At 33.3% G+C, this 20,400-nt stretch carries 22 protein-coding genes; 2 read left to right on the top strand and 20 right to left on the bottom strand.

What is annotated here, in order from left to right; translation table 11 throughout:
• Nucleotides 1-675: 675 nt before the first annotated feature.
• The 8 genes from ATE84_RS07905 to ATE84_RS07870 form a co-directional block, all read right to left on the bottom strand.
• Entirely contained in the window at nt 676-1,566 is an 891-nt protein-coding gene (locus tag ATE84_RS07905; protein WP_101447371.1) for a tyrosine-type recombinase/integrase, read from the bottom strand.
• Nucleotides 1,563-2,480 (bottom strand): tyrosine-type recombinase/integrase, encoded by a 918-nt coding sequence (locus tag ATE84_RS07900; protein ID WP_101447369.1) that lies wholly within the window; start codon nt 2,478-2,480, stop codon nt 1,563-1,565. Before ATE84_RS07900 ends, ATE84_RS07905 begins: the two co-directional genes overlap by 4 nt.
• 151 nt (nt 2,481-2,631) lie before the next feature.
• Entirely contained in the window at nt 2,632-4,164 is a 1,533-nt protein-coding gene (locus tag ATE84_RS07895) for a hypothetical protein (RefSeq protein WP_101447367.1), read from the bottom strand.
• Between the two features lie 420 nt (nt 4,165-4,584).
• On the bottom strand, nt 4,585-4,926 hold the full coding sequence (locus tag ATE84_RS07890) for a hypothetical protein (RefSeq protein WP_101447365.1): 342 nt from the start codon (nt 4,924-4,926) through the stop codon (nt 4,585-4,587).
• A 428-nt stretch (nt 4,927-5,354) separates the two neighbouring features.
• Nucleotides 5,355-6,029 (bottom strand): AbiV family abortive infection protein, encoded by a 675-nt coding sequence (locus tag ATE84_RS07885; RefSeq protein ID WP_101447363.1) that lies wholly within the window; start codon nt 6,027-6,029, stop codon nt 5,355-5,357.
• 164 nt (nt 6,030-6,193) lie between these two features.
• Entirely contained in the window at nt 6,194-6,760 is a 567-nt protein-coding gene (locus ATE84_RS07880; RefSeq protein WP_143273595.1) for a hypothetical protein, read from the bottom strand.
• 1,351 nt (nt 6,761-8,111) lie between these two features.
• The gene (locus tag ATE84_RS07875; protein WP_101447359.1) at nt 8,112-8,930 is read right to left on the bottom strand and encodes a hypothetical protein; all 819 of its coding nucleotides are present in this window, start codon (nt 8,928-8,930) and stop codon (nt 8,112-8,114) included.
• Nucleotides 8,931-8,947: 17 nt separating this feature from the next.
• Nucleotides 8,948-9,448, bottom strand: a complete 501-nt coding sequence (locus ATE84_RS07870) for a hypothetical protein (RefSeq protein ID WP_101447357.1) — start codon at nt 9,446-9,448, stop codon at nt 8,948-8,950.
• 114 nt (nt 9,449-9,562) lie between these two features.
• On the opposite strand from ATE84_RS07870, the gene ATE84_RS07865 reads away from it, so the two are divergent.
• Nucleotides 9,563-9,781 carry a helix-turn-helix domain-containing protein gene (locus ATE84_RS07865; protein WP_101447355.1) on the top strand — a complete coding sequence of 73 codons (219 nt, stop codon included), beginning with the start codon at nt 9,563-9,565 and terminating at the stop codon, nt 9,779-9,781.
• A gap of 144 nt (nt 9,782-9,925) precedes the next feature.
• On the opposite strand, the gene ATE84_RS07860 is transcribed toward ATE84_RS07865, so the two are convergent.
• From ATE84_RS07860 to ATE84_RS07835, 7 genes are all read right to left on the bottom strand, one after another.
• Nucleotides 9,926-10,381, bottom strand: a complete 456-nt coding sequence (locus tag ATE84_RS07860; RefSeq protein WP_101447353.1) for a hypothetical protein — start codon at nt 10,379-10,381, stop codon at nt 9,926-9,928.
• A gap of 2 nt (nt 10,382-10,383) precedes the next feature.
• Nucleotides 10,384-11,589 carry an RHS repeat domain-containing protein gene (locus ATE84_RS07855; protein WP_101447351.1) on the bottom strand — a complete coding sequence of 402 codons (1,206 nt, stop codon included), beginning with the start codon at nt 11,587-11,589 and terminating at the stop codon, nt 10,384-10,386.
• A 334-nt stretch (nt 11,590-11,923) separates the two neighbouring features.
• The gene (locus ATE84_RS07850; RefSeq protein WP_143273594.1) at nt 11,924-12,112 is read right to left on the bottom strand and encodes a hypothetical protein; all 189 of its coding nucleotides are present in this window, start codon (nt 12,110-12,112) and stop codon (nt 11,924-11,926) included.
• A 490-nt stretch (nt 12,113-12,602) separates the two neighbouring features.
• The gene (locus tag ATE84_RS26080) at nt 12,603-12,755 is read right to left on the bottom strand and encodes a hypothetical protein (protein ID WP_158237205.1); all 153 of its coding nucleotides are present in this window, start codon (nt 12,753-12,755) and stop codon (nt 12,603-12,605) included.
• Nucleotides 12,756-12,773: 18 nt separating this feature from the next.
• Entirely contained in the window at nt 12,774-13,664 is an 891-nt protein-coding gene (locus ATE84_RS07845; RefSeq protein WP_101447343.1) for a tyrosine-type recombinase/integrase, read from the bottom strand.
• A complete protein-coding gene (locus ATE84_RS07840) occupies nt 13,661-14,578 on the bottom strand; it encodes a tyrosine-type recombinase/integrase (protein WP_101447349.1) in 918 nt (305 codons plus the stop codon). Before ATE84_RS07840 ends, ATE84_RS07845 begins: the two co-directional genes overlap by 4 nt.
• A gap of 74 nt (nt 14,579-14,652) precedes the next feature.
• Nucleotides 14,653-16,200 carry a hypothetical protein gene (locus ATE84_RS07835; RefSeq protein ID WP_101447339.1) on the bottom strand — a complete coding sequence of 516 codons (1,548 nt, stop codon included), beginning with the start codon at nt 16,198-16,200 and terminating at the stop codon, nt 14,653-14,655.
• 171 nt (nt 16,201-16,371) lie between these two features.
• Between ATE84_RS07835 and ATE84_RS07830 the strand changes: the two genes are divergently transcribed.
• Nucleotides 16,372-16,719, top strand: a complete 348-nt coding sequence (locus tag ATE84_RS07830) for a helix-turn-helix domain-containing protein (RefSeq protein ID WP_101447337.1) — start codon at nt 16,372-16,374, stop codon at nt 16,717-16,719.
• 92 nt (nt 16,720-16,811) lie between these two features.
• Here ATE84_RS07830 and ATE84_RS07825 read toward each other — a convergent pair whose 3' ends face one another.
• The 5 genes from ATE84_RS07825 to ATE84_RS07810 all read right to left on the bottom strand — a co-directional run bounded on the left by ATE84_RS07825 (nt 16,812) and on the right by ATE84_RS07810 (nt 20,381).
• On the bottom strand, nt 16,812-17,276 hold the full coding sequence (locus ATE84_RS07825; protein WP_101447335.1) for a hypothetical protein: 465 nt from the start codon (nt 17,274-17,276) through the stop codon (nt 16,812-16,814).
• A gap of 1 nt (nt 17,277) precedes the next feature.
• Nucleotides 17,278-18,306, bottom strand: a complete 1,029-nt coding sequence (locus tag ATE84_RS07820) for an RHS repeat domain-containing protein (RefSeq protein ID WP_101447347.1) — start codon at nt 18,304-18,306, stop codon at nt 17,278-17,280.
• Nucleotides 18,307-18,640: 334 nt separating this feature from the next.
• Nucleotides 18,641-18,829 carry a hypothetical protein gene (locus ATE84_RS07815; RefSeq protein WP_143273594.1) on the bottom strand — a complete coding sequence of 63 codons (189 nt, stop codon included), beginning with the start codon at nt 18,827-18,829 and terminating at the stop codon, nt 18,641-18,643.
• Nucleotides 18,830-19,319: 490 nt separating this feature from the next.
• A complete protein-coding gene (locus tag ATE84_RS26075) occupies nt 19,320-19,472 on the bottom strand; it encodes a hypothetical protein (protein ID WP_158237205.1) in 153 nt (50 codons plus the stop codon).
• A gap of 18 nt (nt 19,473-19,490) precedes the next feature.
• The gene (locus ATE84_RS07810) at nt 19,491-20,381 is read right to left on the bottom strand and encodes a tyrosine-type recombinase/integrase (protein WP_101447343.1); all 891 of its coding nucleotides are present in this window, start codon (nt 20,379-20,381) and stop codon (nt 19,491-19,493) included.
• Nucleotides 20,382-20,400: the final 19 nt, after the last annotated feature.

The following is a 20,400-nucleotide window of genomic DNA, read 5'->3' as shown; positions in this document are numbered from 1 at the left end:
AAAATTTAAGAACGTCCTCTCTCATCTATCAATCTTCATAGCTAAAATAGTAAAATCTATATTCTCTACCACATTAACAAAACAGTATTTGCTTTACTATGTAGTGCTATGTTAGTTTACCAGAGAGAGCAGTAATGAAAACATAAGAAATAATTGTGATTTCTATTAAAATAGAAGTTGCATGAGATTATGTGCCTGATCTTCTGCTTTAATAGTAATCCTAGCCTATCTGGTGATTGAAGATGAGCTGCATGCATGCAAAACTGGGCGTAGCCTTGCGAAGTGGAGCAGCTGACACACAAGAGGGAACGTAGTGACTTGTGTGCCAGATAAAATATTGTGACCATAATTTGATAATAGCTCCTTCACAATATTTTAGCTAAGCTGCGAGATAGCGGCGTAGCCAATGTAGTAGCGGTTTTGCTTAATAAAAAGTATAGCGATAGCGTACCTTATTGTTTTTAAGCAAAAGAGTAGCTACGGGTGATGATTGAAGGCATCACGTGAAGACAAGTAGTAATTGCTGACGACCAAAGGTGAGGAAGCTGTTACGGTGCATAGCAACTTGTGTAGCTGTGCATGCCTGATTGAAGAACTCCTTTGATCAGCCCGTAATCTGGGGTAATCACTGGCTTTTGCTCTACAACTCCTGAACCTTATGATTTCATATTATTGTTAATTCAATGGATGAAATTGATTAATAGCTTCATGCAGATTTTCTAGATTATCTTGTTTATAAGATTCTGTAGAGCTAATAAATCTATGACCTGCCATTTGCTGTACCTTTCTAATATTGTATTGCCCTAACCAATTTACAATTACACTTGTTCTGATGTGGTTGTTATTAATAACCTTCTGATTATAAGTTTTCAATTTCTTTAGAGTAGGCCTTAAAATCACATTAAACTGTGGTGTATTAAGAGGAAACAACTTTTCATCATATGTATCTATATGATCTTGTAGGATTGGGCGTATTTCTTCAATATATTCTTTGAGTTCTATAATTTGCCAAGATTTTAGAGTTAGTGTTCTCTGTGCATTTCTTCTTGTACTTGGTATATATATTGTCCCTCTGCGTAAATCAACATGCTCTAGTATTAGTGATCTTAAATTATTACTGATCAAACCTTGATATACTAATAATCCCACTATTACTTTATTACGCTTAGCTGTAGCTCTGTAATAAAAGTTATTCTTCCAAATCTTACCTGTTTCAAAACTGTAAAACAAATCTTCCAGTTCATCACCTGTAAGTAAATTATGAAATACTCTTTTACGTTCTCCTCGTACTTTTAAATCCTCTGCAATATTATCTGCTCGAACTCCCTGCGCTATCAGATACGTAAAATAATGTTTAGCTGCCCAGATATGCCTGTTAATAGTTTCTGGTTTGTTTGTAGTTTTCAGATGATTCATATAATTCAGGAATTGTTTATATGTTAGGTTTTCAGGTTTGGTACGTTTTGATCTGCACCATTCTTGTAGCTTACCAATGTTGTAAACATTCCGTTTTATAGTACTTTGACTATGATTTAGTTTTTCTAAATATGTATAATAATTTTTCATAATAATTCGAGTAAGTGAGTGTAAACCTGTGTTGATTTTAAAGAGCTATGCCCCAGAAACTGCTGTATATCTTCAATCTTCATTCCCTGTTGTAGTAAATGAGTAGCAATACTATGTCGTAAACAGTGCGGTGTAATATGTTTTTCCCTTAATATTTCATTATCAATAAGAGTTAATAAATGGTGTAGTCTTCTGCCCATATCTTGACCGTGCAATCTGTTCCCATATTTATTAATAAACAATGCTTCTGTTGCTTTACTGCCAGTATATATTGGTCTTGCCTCAAAAATGTAATCTTCCAGAATCTGCAAATTATATGTATTGATAGGTACATAGCGTTCTTTATAATTCTTTCCTTGCCGTACAAATACACGTCTTGCATCAAAAAGAATATCACCAATATCTAAACTGGTTGCCTCTGTTCTTCTTAATCCACAACTGTATAATGCTACAAGAATAGCTCTGTCTCGTATTCTTGTATGTCTGTGTTTACTACTGTAACTGGTTACTTCGAAAAGTTGTTTAATTTCGGATTGGGTGAGCACATCTTTTATAGCACTTTCTCTTTTTTCTAAGCGTAAGTGTATTTTAAAAGCTATACCTCCTTGCTTTTTCAGGTATTCCCTGAACTTTCTAAGTGCATTTTGATGTTTGTTTAGGTATGCTTTACTTAATCCTCCATCTCTTCTTTGATTGCTTCTTTCATTCAGGTATTTGTAATAGCTTTTTACAGTGTCTATAGTAATCTGCTCTAATCTTTGGATATCCCGTTGTTCTAGCCAATAAAAGAATTCTTGTATAAATATTGGTGTGTAGTATACTGCCTTTTCATTATATCCTAAGATATCCAACCACTGCTCAAAATCCTCTAAAATCTTCTTATAACTTCTATTTTCTAATTTCAGTTTTTTCATAGGTAATGCCTGTCAATGCTCATGACTTATTTTTTTTCATCCGGTATGTGTTTTTATGAATCTTGTGGAACAGCTCAGTTAAGCTATTGTATTTCTACAAATTATCCGTTCCATTTATACAATGGAACAGGATTGGAACGGTGGAACACCTTTATTCTGGTAAGGAAATGTTATTAATCTTAGTAATACAATCTTGTAGTGCTTGCGCTATAGAAGATTCTAAGTCCTTGTATTCATCAAGATTAGTAATTTCATATCGTATTATTGTATCTCCTTTTTCATTTTTCTGTGTTCTAATATAATAATTTTCAATTAGCTGCTTGTGGTATCTCCATTGTGTTGTTTTCTTTATTTTTAATACTCTTCTGATTTCTAATGCAGTAAAATAGTTTTTCTTGTTTTCTTCTAAATAAGATTTTAATCTTTCTAGATAGTTTCTACATGCTCCTGTAATGGTATCACTTTTACGTAACAACACCTCTTTTATCAGATGATTAGCCATTCTAATATCCTCAATAGTAGTTTCGATGTATTCCTCTCCTGTCTGCTGATCATACTTTCTTTTTCTCTTCCTCTGGCAATAGAAAGTAACAGCTTCGATAAATTGCAAGTAATGTGTATTAGTCCTTCTGGGCTTAAATACAGCCAGAGGGAGGGATAAATATTCTGCATATGGATTGATCACTTTAACAGGTTGTAATACACGCTGCACATCTCGTAAAAATCTTGCTGCTTCATATTCTTCATTCTTATCAATTTTACCTGCGGAGGATCTACGTTGATACTGCATGATCTTTTGATCTTGCACCTCTGATTCATCCATATACAGTAAGAAGCTTCTATTACTATTATCTTCATAAATAGATTCTTGTGTTGTACAGCCTGCAATAGATACTGGCCCTTCTACAACTAAATGAATGGTCTTGCTCTGACCACGTGAATCTTTATGCACTACAGTTTTAGTGATTCTCTTTTTAGACTGTAATTCTCTAAGCGGATATAATACAGATTCTGCACCATCCATGTCTTCAATAAGAATCAGTTTATTTCTAAGCTCCGTTCTGTTAAAGTAATAGAAGGCATTTGCAGAGAGTACTGTGATCTCTATTTTATCTTCCTCTGGTATCAGTTCTGCTACTTTGCTTTGTAAATGACTCTTCCCCATAGCACTGGAACCTAAACTAATACAATGTAAAGGATTGTTTGTTTTCCTACTCGTAAAGATCAGATACATCAATAATCTGTTGGTTTCTTCTCTAATAACACCAGATATACCTATGAGTTCATTAGTCTTTTGTAGTAGGTTACTTGATTCTAAGAATTTAATAGCTTCCTGTTGTTCTTTATCTGATAATACTTTGATCTGTTGCTGTGTAGCTGCATTTTCTTTTTCTAGCGTATCAATACGATATTGTTCTAGGGCTGCTGTAAGTTCTTGCAGTGTCTTTCTGGTGATTATTGTACCAATCTCAATGCGTTCTGCAATCTTACGTACCAGTTTCTCTACCATCGTATCATTATACAGGTCGATACTATGGCGTAATACATTATTCTCTTTAGGTTTTTGTATACTCATAGTAACTCGCATTCTTTCTAGATTGTTGAATTTGATACCTCCTAGAATATGAATTTCTAACGTATCAGTGATGTACTCATAGTTTTGAGGATTTGTAGTGTCTAGCATGTTTCATTTTTAAAAAAGTGAGTGTTTATAGCCTGTTTCAGCTGTCCATAATATTAAAATGGTAGTAATAATAACACTTGTTCTGTATGATATAAACTATTTTACTATTATGAGATAGTTTTACTAATTCTACCTGTACCTTTTGCCCTTCTGATAATCCAGAAATGTTATATTTTACTGCTACCAGAAATGGACAATGCAGCTCTTGAAGTTTGTTGTATTTGTTTAAAATCATAATTCTGTAGGGATTGCAATACATTAATCTATTGGTTGATTTTTTCTGGGTCATGTGTATTATAGCTATATATTAGTAATAGGAGTAGTTTGGCTGGATTTGATTTTAGCTGAAAAAGAGGGAGATCTTTATATATAAAAACAAACAGGAGCTTACGTGTGCAAACTCCTGTTTTAATTAAAATCCTAAATCACTTCGACATCTTCTACAAGATGCTCTGCTATCATTTCTTCTGTATTATCTACATATTGCCATCTATGCTCTAGTGTAAGTGTATCCCCTGATTCCGAAATGTATTCATAGGGATCACATTGTATTTTCTCAATAGTACCAGGAAACTGACTTCCTATAATACTTTGACAGGTTAGCTCATCAAATGTAGTTGGCACAGAGCATTGTTTTGCTGTAAAATACATTTTGCCTGTAGTATTGCTCTTCACAGCTTCTACGCCACCTTGTAGAATAAGTACTAGAAATTCATCTCCTTCTTGAGTGATTCTTTTTTTGTAATCTGATACAGTTACCATAAGCTTGATATTTAATAATTAACAAGGTGGGGGTACTTCCCCTTCCTCAAAAAAGGGAGGGGTGTCTTGCTAATTATCAACCTCATACAGCTCTATGAAAATTTTCTCAAAAAAATTATAAAAATCTTACTGTACCTGTACTAATAAGAAGTGTAGCTAATTGTAACATCATTATTTTGCCTTCCTCTGGCAATACATAAATAACAGACTTACGATATTATCAAACAAAAGGCAGGGTGACTTGTTAATTATCACACGCTTATGGATATGTAATAATTGTATCACCCCACCTTGAAAAATATATTTAAACCAGAAATACTAGCAAGTTGTAACTAATGCAGTACACAGATCATTAGTTTACCAGAGAAGGAGAAAGTTATATACGGTGAATTACCTATGACTTATGTAGGATTCTAGTGCTACTATTGCTATTTTAAAAATTCTGTCATTTCTGTAACTTTTTTATGAGATATAATTCCAAGTTCTGCTGCTTCTTTATAACACCCTATTATAGCGTATTTCATTTTACTCATGCTTGTTTGCCAAACTGGTTTTATATGTTTAATCCATAGTTTTAATCCCTCTTCTGAATCTATTCCGTCATTATCACCTTTATCTGTTAATATTCTAGCAGATAATAATATCATTTCTGCAATTTCCTTATCAATTACATTCTTCGGAATACTCCATTTTTTTGATAAAAAAACATCTGTATAGAATGATAATTGTTTTAAATTATCTAATATCTGACCGTGATCACTTTGAGAATCAAATATTGGTCTAAAGTTTTCTATATTTCTTGCTCCTTTAGTTACCAATTCAGGTAATATCCAAGAGAGATTTTTTGCAGTGTGTTTTCGATAGTTTTGCCATTCTTTTTTTAGCTCTTTCGGGTCATCCGTAATAAGAATTGTCCTAATGATACTGGATTTACCAGATTCTTCGATAGATAGTATCGCAAGAGAAACGCTTCTTTCAAATCTTCCATTCTCAAAAAGTAATTCTGCATCAATCAATAACGATTTTGCATTTTCCTTAGCCAATTGTATTCCTTCCGAAGCAGATTTAGCATCTAACTTATTTTTATATTGTTTTCCTCTCATTTCTTTTTAATACAATGTTCAGTGTATACTAGAAATATAATAAAAGTAAATAATGATTTTGCATTAGTTTTTACTCTATTAATCTTTCAAAAATATGTTGTTACACATATACAAAAACAAAATTAGTAAGTTACTAGCCAACCATGATTTTATAGATTATTTTGTTAAGTACTTTTTATCCTCTTCTCTTCTAGTGATTTTATTTCGCATTCAAAATTTGAGGTAATTTTCTCCATAACAAAAGGTAGATGAACAATAATTTCATTTAAAGAAGATCCTCTATTCAAATTTGCAGAGTGATAATTTTTCATTTGATGAATTATAGCGTCTTTTTCTAGATCTGGTAATGATTTAAAAGGATCCTCTGTTAGATAATCATGAAAATTAGACAAATGAATAAATGCACAACCAAATTTATAAACGCTTTGTGTCCAACCATTCAGATTATCAGCTAAATCTACCATATTTTTATCCGTCACATTTTGTTTTTTATTATTATGATTAATAAATGACCATTTCTCCCCACTGAGAGTTTTTTGAATAAAAGACCCTCTCTGATTTAAATTTGAAATATTTAACAAGTAGATCACTCTTATCATTGAATCCAATTCTTGCCTTAGAATTGAGAAACAATTACCATATAACTGATTTCGAAACAATACATCAAAAGATTTTTTATTTTCCTCTGATCTGTTCCTAAGTATTTTACAAAATTTATCTAGTGAATCCATTAGTATTATGCTTAACAATTCCAATATAGTTCCCATTTACAACTATATTTCTTTTATGAAGAACTAATTTAATAAATCCTATTAGTTAAAGATACTTTAGCAGCAATATTCCTGATTTCTAAAATTAAGTTATTCTACCTGTATTCAGTAGTTTGCTGTTGCCAGAGGAGACAAAAAGGAGTAGTATTTATTCAGAGATTAATACTAATTCTCAGAATCCCGATTTTTGTACCTAAAGTTCAAAATTCTATTACAGATATCAATATTTTACTAATTCTTGCCCTTTCTGGTAAAACAATAATCATTTCAAAATCAAATTACTAATCTGTAGATTTTTATCTGGTTATGATTATAGAATGTAACTTTTACTTTTCCTCTACCTCTGGTAGACTAGGCGATGTTTTACATTATAGCACGACTGCACAAATTACTGACCTTCATATACTTTACAATATTTATTATCTCAGATTTAAACATAAGTTACCCCTTAGCACCAAGAAAAGACTCTTACTACTTTGACATCATATTACTATGATGCGATATTAACCAACAATTTCCATTGTGCCGTACGCTAATGATCCTAAGATCACCCCACCTCCAAGAACTTCTCTAAGTAGTTCTCCCACAACATTATATGTTGGCAATTTTTCAACCCTATCGGGGAGATCTCAAGCTCTTATGTAAAAATGATAGAGCTTTACAACCCGACGTCTGAACCTATAACTGTGCTGTTGGCATCCTCTAGGCTGTTATACACTTTACTTTGTGTATAAGGTCTACAAATCATATAGATTTGAATTGTAAAGGTTTATAAAAAGAAAAACCCTAATTGCTATACTTTTGGTGAAGCTACAATTAGAGTTTTATATATGGAGATTTTTAATCTCTTACTTATGTTTTCTAAGTTCATGCTTCACCAAAAACAACAATACAAATATACAAAAATAGACACTTTTTTCCTATAAGTTTTATTAACAAAAATTGTTAATAACTAACTGTTTTTCAAGTATTTATCTTTAAAAAAACCAACCTCATACTTTTAGAACTCACTTACTAATCTTACAACTGTTAAAGTGCTCTTATTTACCTATATTGATCTAAGTGATTTAGTGCAATTATTCGTATTTAGTGCTCTTAGAAACAAAAAGTAATAAGCAGATCAAAATAATTATGATTTAATGAATTTATCTGTTTTTTCTGTGCTCGTATTATTTGATTGTAATTTACTAGTTTTCTCCTCCTCTGGTATACTAACACCACGCTTCGGGTTACCAGAGGTGCATTATATAAGAAAACCCATCAAAATTGATGGGTCATGAATTTTTATGATTTAGGTACGTTTTGTTTATGCTTAATTATAAGAAAAAGTATCTATATCTGAGAAAGGAATGCTACTGTTACTATCTGTATATGTTGCTTTTGTAGGGTATCCATCTTGATCATACTCATAGATTGCTGAAAATGTAAGTTTTCCATCCTCAAAATGTTCTTTAGGATTTGAAGGAGAATTGAAATAAGATCGTGTATTTAGATTATCTAATGAATTGCAAGTTTCTAGATAGAAGATCCCAAATTTATTGAATAACACATACATAGGATTTACTTTATCGTCATAATTGCATATATCTGAATTTATTTTAATAGGATTACCATTTTCGTCAAACTCTTCTACAACTAGTGATATAGGGGCTCTTAACTCATCTTCTTTAACTAACATTTTAGTAATTCTGCTATTCTGATCATATTCGATATCTATTTTAAAGCCTCTAGAATCACTCTGTTCAATTACTCGATTTTGACTGTCATATTTAAGAGAGCCAACTACAACAAATTCTGCACCTGAAATATCTGTGGACAAATCTTCTGGTTTGAATCCTGTTTTTCTGTAATATGTTTCTATTTTTCCATTACTACCATACTCAAACTGATACATCATACCAGAGCATCCATAAAATAAGGCTTTAACAAGTTTTTTATCAGTATATACGAACTGATCAGGATAATATCCATTATGTTCTTGTTCGAATTTCTGTGAAACAACCTGTTTTATAAGTTTTGTTGTTCCTGTGATAGGAGGAGTGTCAGGATTATTAGTTTCTGGCGTTTCATTATTATCACTACTACACGCATATAGTAGTATGACTAGAAAAAATGCAAAAAGTTTTTTCATTTTGTTACGGTGTTAAATTAAAATTTTGGTTTAAAATTGTATTTTCCATTATTTGCTATAGTTAGCTCATACACATTTGAGTACCATGTATATATCATTTCTCCAGTTTCTGTAGTAGTTAGGTCTTTATTAATTTTAATCGTCCTTCTTCCTGTGCTCTTAGTGGCCTCTTCGAGAGAAACAACAAATACATTATTCGCGCTTCTTCTAATTCTAGGGTTTCTATAGATCCATTCAGCGTTATAGAAACCATACCAGTCTTTAACAAAGTTTAATGCTTGTTGTTCGGTATAAAATTTAGATTTTGTTTTAGTTCGTCTGCGAGATTTATTTTGTTGTTTTATTTTTTCTTCAAGCTTGGGGATCACTACATATATAAGGGAATCATATAGATGTATATACTCTTTAGCTGTTTCTCTGGCATATTCTTCTCTGGCTTCTAGTTTCTCATATTTGGATTGAGAAACACAACTAACAAAAAGTACATATAATAATATTATCAGGATTAGCTTTCTCATTGTAGATAAATCAATATTCTAATTCTTTAACAAATCTGGTATAAATATAATAATAGTTATTATATATCATAACCTATTGAGCTTTTATATTGTGCAACTTGTCATAACTATACTATGACAGAAGAAAATACTTTTTTATACTCAATAGGAAGAAACATAGCTAAACTCCGCAGAAAAAAAGGATTAAGCCAGCTTGATGTATGCGCAGAAATCAAAATGGAGAAACCTAACCTCTCTAGTATAGAAAATGGCAGACAAAATGTAACTTCTCTTACTTTATTGAAAATAGCAAAAGCTATTGGTGTAGAAGTAAAAGAATTCTTTGAGATATAAGTACTTCTGTGTGTTTCATTCACTTTATAGCATAAAAAAAAGAGTCGTATTTCTACAACTCTTTTTTAATTATATAATTTATTTGATAATCAATCTTTATATTGCTTTTTTTTCAAAAGCACCAATTTGACCCATTACCCATTATCATGTTTCATCATATTTTTGAAAACGCTTACTAAGAACAATTGTATTGTGTATAATATCTGCTGGATAAAGAGAATCTATTTCATAAAAAAAAACACTCCCATCTTTTAAATAGTATTTAAATACACGAGTGTTACCTGCTGCTATATCAGCATTTTTAAAAAAATATTTTCTGTCACTTTTTAAAAAATCCTGATACTCCATTTCATACTTAGTATTATTATATATACTATATAATGATTTAGTAGTAGCTAAAATATAGTTTTTATTTAATCCACATTCTAAAACAGGTAATTCGCTATCTTTCAATTTAAATATAGAATTAATTCTAAAATCACTTATATCTGTAAAAATTCTTGTATGTAAAACCTCATTATTAGTTTTAAGATTATCTAAATCACCATAAACTTCTTTAAGTTTTTCAATAATTAATTCATGTTTCCTTATATCATCCATGTTTACTTTAATGTTTTTGTCCTTGTAAGTTCCGTTGCTCCATTAACAGTTTTTGTAGAAACGTTGTACCCTGCTTCAATATAAGCTTTTGCAGCCTTTGCTGCAGAAGTTTCATTAACAACAGTTCCGATCACTTTAATATTAGACATCCCGTTCTCTGAAGCTATAGATTCAAAAGATTTTATTAATTTCTGATTCATCGTATTTGTATTTGTAACATCTGCAAGAATTAATTCTATCTCAACAGTCATTGCACCACCTTCTCCAGAAATTGTACCCGAGAATTCAATATCATTAACTAATGATCTAGATTCGTCAAAAGTTTTCGTAGCAAATGATTTGCTAGTTTTCGCTTTACCAACATTTTTAAGTGCTTTAACAGCACTTTTTAGTCCTTTACCTACTAACTCACCTGTAGCTATAGCGGCTGCTTCAACTGTCACATCAGCGGCTCTTTCTCCTATTTTATTTCCTATTGTAGAGGCTGAGTCTTGAGATAAAGCAGATTCTACTACATCACTTGCTACATTTGTCATTCCAGCCGTTGCTACTGATGCAGCATCTTTTGCCAAGCTTACTAATCCCTGTGGACTGCTTAATTTGCTAAAGTGATTACTCGCAGCTTTCTTAACTGTCTGTATTGGACTATTAACAAGTTGTTTTGCTCCTTCATAAGTATTGGAGAGAGTAGTTTTGTAAGCATTCACAGCACTTTTTAAAACTTTTTTACAGAACTCACAATTACCGTCTGGATCAGATAAGAGTATTGGATTATTCATGCCATATTTATATGGTGTCCAACCGTAAAACAATTCTGATTTCTGATCAATATTCATCCATCGTCCAAGTTCAGGGTTATAATTACGTGCATCTATATCAATCCAACCCAAACCAAGTTCATTCTGTTCTTCTTTTCCTACAAAACCCCATTGATGTTTTCGACCATTCACGGCAAAATTGTACCCTTTATGTTGCAGACCGAAGGGATAATAATTATTCTCTTGTATGATTTCATCTTGCGAGATAGAACCATCTTTGTTTTTATCTGAGTACGAGAGTCTTACATTTTGAAGGTGATCTTTAAACTGGTATACATACTTATACCCATCAGCTTCTTTCTCTACATAGCCTTCTGCATGGTTAAAGAACTCTAGTGTACCATTCTTATAGATGTAATTACCTGTATAATCAGTTACGTAAAAAAACAAGCGGTATACCCTTTTTTTACACGGTTACCTTGCTATTGAGCAAAAAATAAGAACGTTCTACCTGTCATCTATCCCTCTGCTAAGCTAAAATAGTAATTTACTGTTAATGCCAGCCGCATAGTCAAAGCTATCTTTACATAATTGGTAGTTATAGTCGCTCTTCCTGCCGTCAGGGCCTATAACGCAACTATGTAAAATAGCCGCGCACAAGCTGCTATCATTAAAAAATCTGACTTCTAACGAGCTATTTTTACGGAAGATATTATAATATTACACCTATATAATCGTGTCGTAGACGTGATTTGGAAGGGTTTAGAGGCATTTTAGGCTGTTTTTATGCTCTTTGCGTGGCATTCAGTCGCCATTTGGCTAGTATTTTAATAAAAAGCGGAAGACCTACTACATCACCCACCGCATTCCGCTTTTTACTAAAATAGTTTACCGTCTGAGTAAGAACGATTGATCTTGAAGCTGAAGTGCGCAACTGCTGTTGCGGCTGACCTTCAGCTTCAAGATTAATCATAGCCATCTGGCGATTGAAGATAACTGCGTGTACGCAGAACAAGGCGAGAGCCTAGCGGAGAGGAGCAACCGACACACAAAAAGGAGTGTAACGGTTTTGTGTGCCAGACGATTTTTATGTTTTCAGCTTTATCAGATATTAACTTCAACATAAATAATCGGCTAGGTTGCGACCAAGCGGCGTAGCCCATGAAGTAGCGGTTTTGCTTAATTTAGTATTCAGCGATAGCGTTCTTTATCGTTTTTAAGCAAAAAAGTAGCTACGGGTGAGAGAGGAACAGAGCAAGGCTATTTGTTTGTAGTGTAAACTGACGACCGAAGATGAGGAAGTTGGAACGGTATGGAGCAAGTGCTTTTTCTGCACTTGTGGAATAACAAAAAATAGCTTGTGGCGTGACGAAGGAACACCTTATAACAGCTTATGGGCAAAGCATTTTTCTTGCTGCGCCCATAATAATATTTCGACTGTAAGGAGACACTTGGTTATTATACTACTCGTAAGATAAAAGCAAGATTTGTGATAACCAATAAATACTATCTTCATGGTTTTTTTCTGATGCACTTAACTCATGTATCGCTACGGCTAAGGAACTTTGTAAATAACTTAATTCTTCTTTGTCGGTAATGATAAGTTCTATTTTCATAAGGATGGATTTTGTAGTTTAATGTATTGGATGGAACTTGTCTATAGCTTCATGCAGACTCTCTAAATTATCTTGTTTGTAAGATTCTGTAGAGTTAATATGCCTATGTCCTGCCATTTGTTGTACTTTCCTGATATTGTATTGTCCTAACCAGTTTACAATAACACTTGCTCTGATATGAGTATTGTTAGTGACCTTTTGATTATAGGTTTTTAGCTTTTTTAAGATCGGGTGTAAAATGGTATTGAACTGTGGAGTATTTAGAGGGAACAGCTTTTCATCATTTGTACCTATGTGATCTTGCAGGATAGGTCGTATTTCTTCTATATATTCTTTGAGTTCTATAATCTGCCAGGGTTTTAAGGCTAACTTTCTCCATGCATTACGTCGAGTACTTGGGATATAGATAGTTCCTTTGCGTAAGTCTACATGCTCAACTTCTAACGATTTAAAGTTATTGCTTAATACTCCTTGGTAGACCAATAATCCTACTACCATTTTATTACGTTTTGCAGTGGCTTTGTAATAAAAATTACCCTTCCATATCTTATCGGTTTCATAACTGTAAAACAGGTCTTCGAGTTCATCACTAGTAAGCAAGTTGTGGAAGACCTTTTTACGTTCTCCTCTTACTTTAAGATCATCTGCAATATTATCTGTTCGATACCCTTGTTCTATCAGATAGGTACAATAATGTTTGATTGCCCAAATATGTCTATTGATGGTTTGGGGTTGATTCGTAGTTTTTAGGTGGTTGATATAGTTAAGTACTTGTTTGTAGGTTAGATTTTCTGGTTTGGTACGTTTTGATCTGCACCACTGTTTCAGTTTATTAATATTGTAAAGGTTGGTTTTTATGGTTTGCTCACTATGCTGTAATTCTTCTAAATAGGTATAATAATCTTTCATAATAATTCGAGTAAATGTGTGTATATCTGTGTTGATTTTAAAGAACTATGCCCCAAGAACTGTTGTATGTCTTCTATACGCATACCTTGTTGCAATAGATGGGTTGCAATACTATGCCTAAGACAATGTGGAGTAATATGTTTTTCCTTTAGGGTTTGATCATCTACAAGGGTTAATAAATGCTGTAACCTTCTGCTCATACCCTGACCGTGCATACGGTTACCATATTTATTGATAAGTAAAGCTTCTGTACCATGACTACCGTTATACATGGGGCGTGCTTCGTAGATATAATCTTCTAAGATTCGTAAGTTGTGTTTGTTGATGGGTACGTAACGTTCTTTATAGTTTTTACCTTGTCTAACAAACACACGTCCTGCATCAAAAAGGATATCACCAATATCAAGGCTAACGGCTTCTTTTCTGCGTAAACCACAACTGTATAATATAACAAGGATTGCTCTATCTCTTAATCGGGTACGCTGATACTTACTACTGTAACTGGTCACTTCAAAGAGTTGTTTGACCTCTGACTGGGTAAGGATATCTTTTATGGCACTTTCTTTCTTTTCTAAGCGAAGATGTATTTTAAAGGTTCTGGCTCCATGTTTTTTTAGGTATTCCCTGAACTTTCTAAGGGCATTTTGATGTTTGTTCAGATAGGCTTTGCTTAGTCCTCCACTTGTACGTTGGTTACTGCGTTCTCCTAAATATTTATAATAGGCTTTTACAGTATCGATAGTAATTTGTTCTAAACGTTGGATATCATGGTTTTCTAACCAATAGAAGAACTCCTGTATAAAGATGGGAGTGTAATACACTGCTTTTTCATTATAGCCTAAGATATCTAACCAGTCCTTAAAATCAGACAATAGTATCTTATAGCTATCGTTTTGTAGCTTTAATTTTTTCATACGGTATGTGTTTTTTAAGGTTTAGTGGCGAGAAGTAGTTAATTAACTAGCTTTCTTTGTTTTAACCTCGCCATTTAGGGTGTGGCGACTTGGTGGCGACTTGGTGGCGAACTGGCGGTATCGAGTCGATGCAGACAAGTATTTAATGCATTGTCTATTTGGGTTTTAAGGTTTGTATATTCATTGATATCTATAATCTCAAAACAGTAGCTTTTGGTCTTAGCTTTCTTTACCCGTTTGATATAGCCTTCTTCCAGTAATTGTGTATTGTATCTGCGTAGGGTGGTTTCTTTTACCCGTAGGTTTCTTCGGATTTCAGTATTGGTAAACGTAGTTTGAGTATTTTCTTTTAAGTAGGCTTTGAGCCTTTCTAGGTGGTTTCGTACCGCTCCTGTTATGGTATCACTTTTACGTAGTAAAACCTCTTTGATAATTTCGTTGGCTTCTTGTATATCTTCGATGGTAGTTTCTATATATTCTTCGCCCGTTTGCTTATCATATTTACGCTCTCTTTGATACTGGCAATAAAAAGTAACAGCTTCTATAAATTGTAAATAGTGGCTATTGGTTCTTCTAGGTTTAAATACAGATTCGGGAAGCTCTAAGTATTCTGCATATGGATTGATCACTTTGATAGGTTTTAAGATTCGTTGTACATCTCGTAAAAACCTAGCTGCGATAAACTCCTCTTGTTTATTTACTCGTCCCGCCGACTCGGCGCGCTGGTAGTGCATGATCTTTTTATCCTGCTCACTAGATTCATCGATATAGAGCAGGAAACTCCTGTTGCTGTTGTCCTCATAAATAGATTCCTGAGTAGTACATCCTGCAACAGATACAGGACCTTCTACAGTAAGGTGTATAGTTTTGGTTGTTCCTTTTTTGTCTTTATGAACTACTGTTTTGGTAATCCTCTTTTTAGATTGTAACTCCCGTAATGGGTAGAGTACACTTTCTGCTCCGTCCAGATCCTCGATTAAGATTAACTTGTGTTGTAATTCTGTTCTATTAAAATAGTAAAAGGCATTTGCCGATAATACTGTGATTTCTACTTTATCTTCATCAGGGATTAATTCTGCTACTTTAGATTGCAGGTGTGTTTTGCCAACTCCCGAACTACCAAGACTGATACAATGTAATGGATTTGATGTTTTACGGCTCGTAAAGATCAGGTACATTAATAATCGGTTAGTTTCTTCACCAATCACACCAGATTTACCGATGAGTTCATTGGTGTTTTTTAGTAAGTCTTTGTTTCGCAAAAAGGTTTCTGCGGCTTGCAGTTCTTTATTAGATAATGATTTAAGTACAGGAACTTCTTGCTCTTTATTAATCTGATCGATACGGTATTGCTCTAGTGCTGCGGTAAGCTCTTGGAGGCACTGCCTCACTATTGATGTACCTATTTCTATACGTTCTGCCACTTTTCTAACTAATCTCTCTATTGTATTATCATTATATAAATCAATACTATGACGCAACACATTGTGATTTTCTGGTTTCTGTATGCTTAGTGTAACTCGCATACGTTCTAGATTATTAAACTTAATACCTCCTAGAATGTGGATTTCTAACTGTTTTGTGATGTAACTGTAGTTATGTGGGTTGGTGGTGTCTAACATTGTTGAAAAGTTTTTACTAATCGTTTTCGATTACAAACATAGCGAATTTGATTTATTTAACTAATCCTTTTCGATATGTTTTTTACATGTCATAGATATTATTCGCTATATGATTTGTAGATTTGTACAGCATTATAAGTATATATAGTGCTTTTAACTAGTGTTTAGACTATGGATAGTTTTAGTAATAATCTTAAAGAGTTAAGAAGTCAAAAAGGGTTTTCACAAGAAGCTTTTGCCAAAAAGGTAGGAGTACATGTAACGAACCTTTCTAAGTATGAGCGTAATATTTCTATACCTTCTCTAGAAGTTGCCAATAGGATGGCTGATATATTAGAAGTGTCATTAGATCGATTAGTTCATGGAGAGAATAAGGCACAAACAACTATTGACGACCAAGATTTACTAAGTCTTTTTAATAAAGCACAGAACCTTTCTGATAAACAAAAAGAGACCGTAAAAGATTTTCTATCTGCATTTGTACTTAAAGCAGACCTTACTCAAAAACTAGCACAATAAAAAAACAGCCACCTATTTCTAGATGACTGTTTCTTATCATTTATTTTACTCTTACCGTTACGAAGTCAGAGACATTCGTAGAGCATCCGTTTTTATTTAATCACAAAACCTTGTTGTGATTTTGCTAGATTATTATTGTATGCTTTAAATATATTATTGATATAATTAACAATAGTTTGATCCTCTAAATCTTCTTTTTTCTCTAATAATTCTAATACTTTATTTAGAAGTGATTTAAGGTTGTTTATTTCATAGATATCATATTGATTTTTATTTTGTAACAATAAAAAAGTTGGTGTATGACTTATAGAAGCTCCAACAGCATATACACCTATTTCTTCATCAATTTTAAAATCATTATTATTTAAATTGGTGATATAGATGGTTTTAAAATACCTTGTTATATCTTCTGTCTCTTTTAAAACATCCTTAGATATTAAAAATTCAGCAATATCTTTTTTTAAATTATTTGATAAGTTAATATCACTATCCTGAGCATTAGATGTACCACTTAATACAAATAACAAGCAAATCATTTTTACAATATTCTTCATCATTTTAATTCTTTTTATTCTTTTTTAATTGTTGTATTATCTTGACTTGAATTTGCACAGGCTTAGTTTCTGTATTACCATTTGTTCTAGCCGTTTTTTCATTTTCATTTGTAGTATGTTCAATTTCGTGACCAAAAACGGAACCTAAAACCTCACTAAAGTTTAAACCATTTATTGATTCTCCTCCAACTTCGACCGTTTGGTTTTCGGTAGCATCTACAACTGCATCAATAGTTTTTTCAAATAAAACTATTTTTGACTTTAAAACTTTAACATCTCCCGTTTTTAAGTCTTGTTCAACCTCGCTGTTATTTGTTTCTCCAGCAATAACATTGCCAGTTTTCTTATCTGTCTTTATGGGTGAGTCTGAGTCTAACTCAACTTGTATTTGGGCTTCAGAAGTTACTAATTCTTGAAATTGAGCTTCTCCTTCTTCTGTTTGTCTTAGCGATCTCGCTATATTTTTATCGGTATTCGTAGCGTGTTCAGTAAAACCTCCTTTGCCATCATTTAAACTTGGGTCATAAACAAGATTACCATTTTTGTCAACCCAATCCTCTGGTCCCATACCAGTAGGGTCAGTAAATTTCAAAGGACTATTATATGAATAATTATATGGAGACCACTCATAGTAGGCTTCTGCCAATGGATCAATGTTCATCCACCTACCTAATGCAGAATCATAGTTTCTTGCTGAGAAATCTAACCATTCTAGACTAAGTTCTGATTGTTCTTCTTTCCCACCAAAACCATAATTATGATTTCTTCCTCGTAGTATACTATTATATCCAGAATGAGTCATACCGAAAGGATAATAATTCTTCTCTTCTATAATCTCACTTTGAGAGATAGAGCCATTCTTGTCAGCATCTTTATAGGATAACCTAATATTCCCCAGATGGTCTTTAAACTGGTATACATATTTATACCCATCTGCTTCTTTCTCTACATACCCTTCAGGATGGTTAAAGAACTCTAGATTACCATTTTTATAGATGTAATTACCTGTATAATCAGTTACGTAAAAAAACAAGCGGTATACCCTTTTTTTACACGGTTACCTTGCTATTGAGCAAAAAATAAGAACGTTCTACCTGTCATCTATCCCTCTGCTAAGCTAAAATAGTAATTTACTGTTAATGCCAGCCGCATAGTCAAAGCTATCTTTACATAATTGGTAGTTATAGTCGCTCTTCCTGCCGTCAGGGCCTATAACGCAACTATGTAAAATAGCCGCGCACAAGCTGCTATCATTAAAAAATCTGACTTCTAACGAGCTATTTTTACGGAAGATATTATAATATTACACCTATATAATCGTGTCGTAGACGTGATTTGGAAGGGTTTAGAGGCATTTTAGGCTGTTTTTATGCTCTTTGCGTGGCATTCAGTCGCCATTTGGCTAGTATTTTAATAAAAAGCGGAAGACCTACTACATCACCCACCGCATTCCGCTTTTTACTAAAATAGTTTACCGTCTGAGTAAGAACGATTGATCTTGAAGCTGAAGTGCGCAACTGCTGTTGCGGCTGACCTTCAGCTTCAAGATTAATCATAGCCATCTGGCGATTGAAGATAACTGCGTGTACGCAGAACAAGGCGAGAGCCTAGCGGAGAGGAGCAACCGACACACAAAAAGGAGTGTAACGGTTTTGTGTGCCAGACGATTTTTATGTTTTCAGCTTTATCAGATATTAACTTCAACATAAATAATCGGCTAGGTTGCGACCAAGCGGCGTAGCCCATGAAGTAGCGGTTTTGCTTAATTTAGTATTCAGCGATAGCGTTCTTTATCGTTTTTAAGCAAAAAAGTAGCTACGGGTGAGAGAGGAACAGAGCAAGGCTATTTGTTTGTAGTGTAAACTGACGACCGAAGATGAGGAAGTTGGAACGGTATGGAGCAAGTGCTTTTTCTGCACTTGTGGAATAACAAAAAATAGCTTGTGGCGTGACGAAGGAACACCTTATAACAGCTTATGGGCAAAGCATTTTTCTTGCTGCGCCCATAATAATATTTCGACTGTAAGGAGACACTTGGTTATTATACTACTCGTAAGATAAAAGCAAGATTTGTGATAACCAATAAATACTATCTTCATGGTTTTTTTCTGATGCACTTAACTCATGTATCGCTACGGCTAAGGAACTTTGTAAATAACTTAATTCTTCTTTGTCGGTAATGATAAGTTCTATTTTCATAAGGATGGATTTTGTAGTTTAATGTATTGGATGGAACTTGTCTATAGCTTCATGCAGACTCTCTAAATTATCTTGTTTGTAAGATTCTGTAGAGTTAATATGCCTATGTCCTGCCATTTGTTGTACTTTCCTGATATTGTATTGTCCTAACCAGTTTACAATAACACTTGCTCTGATATGAGTATTGTTAGTGACCTTTTGATTATAGGTTTTTAGCTTTTTTAAGATCGGGTGTAAAATGGTATTGAACTGTGGAGTATTTAGAGGGAACAGCTTTTCATCATTTGTACCTATGTGATCTTGCAGGATAGGTCGTATTTCTTCTATATATTCTTTGAGTTCTATAATCTGCCAGGGTTTTAAGGCTAACTTTCTCCATGCATTACGTCGAGTACTTGGGATATAGATAGTTCCTTTGCGTAAGTCTACATGCTCAACTTCTAACGATTTAAAGTTATTGCTTAATACTCCTTGGTAGACCAATAATCCTACTACCATTTTATTACGTTTTGCAGTGGCTTTGTAATAAAAATTACCCTTCCATATCTTATCGGTTTCATAACTGTAAAACAGGTCTTCGAGTTCATCACTAGTAAGCAAGTTGTGGAAGACCTTTTTACGTTCTCCTCTTACTTTAAGATCATCTGCAATATTATCTGTTCGATACCCTTGTTCTATCAGATAGGTACAATAATGTTTGATTGCCCAAATATGTCTATTGATGGTTTGGGGTTGATTCGTAGTTTTTAGGTGGTTGATATAGTTAAGTACTTGTTTGTAGGTTAGATTTTCTGGTTTGGTACGTTTTGATCTGCACCACTGTTTCAGTTTATTAATATTGTAAAGGTTGGTTTTTATGGTTTGCTCACTATGCTGTAATTCTTCTAAATAGGTATAATAATCTTTCATAATAATTCGAGTAAATGTG

The sequence above is a fragment of the Aquimarina sp. MAR_2010_214 genome (genome assembly GCF_002846555.1).
Lineage (GTDB): Bacteria > Bacteroidota > Bacteroidia > Flavobacteriales > Flavobacteriaceae > Aquimarina.
This window is presented reverse-complemented; position numbering and strand designations above follow the sequence as displayed.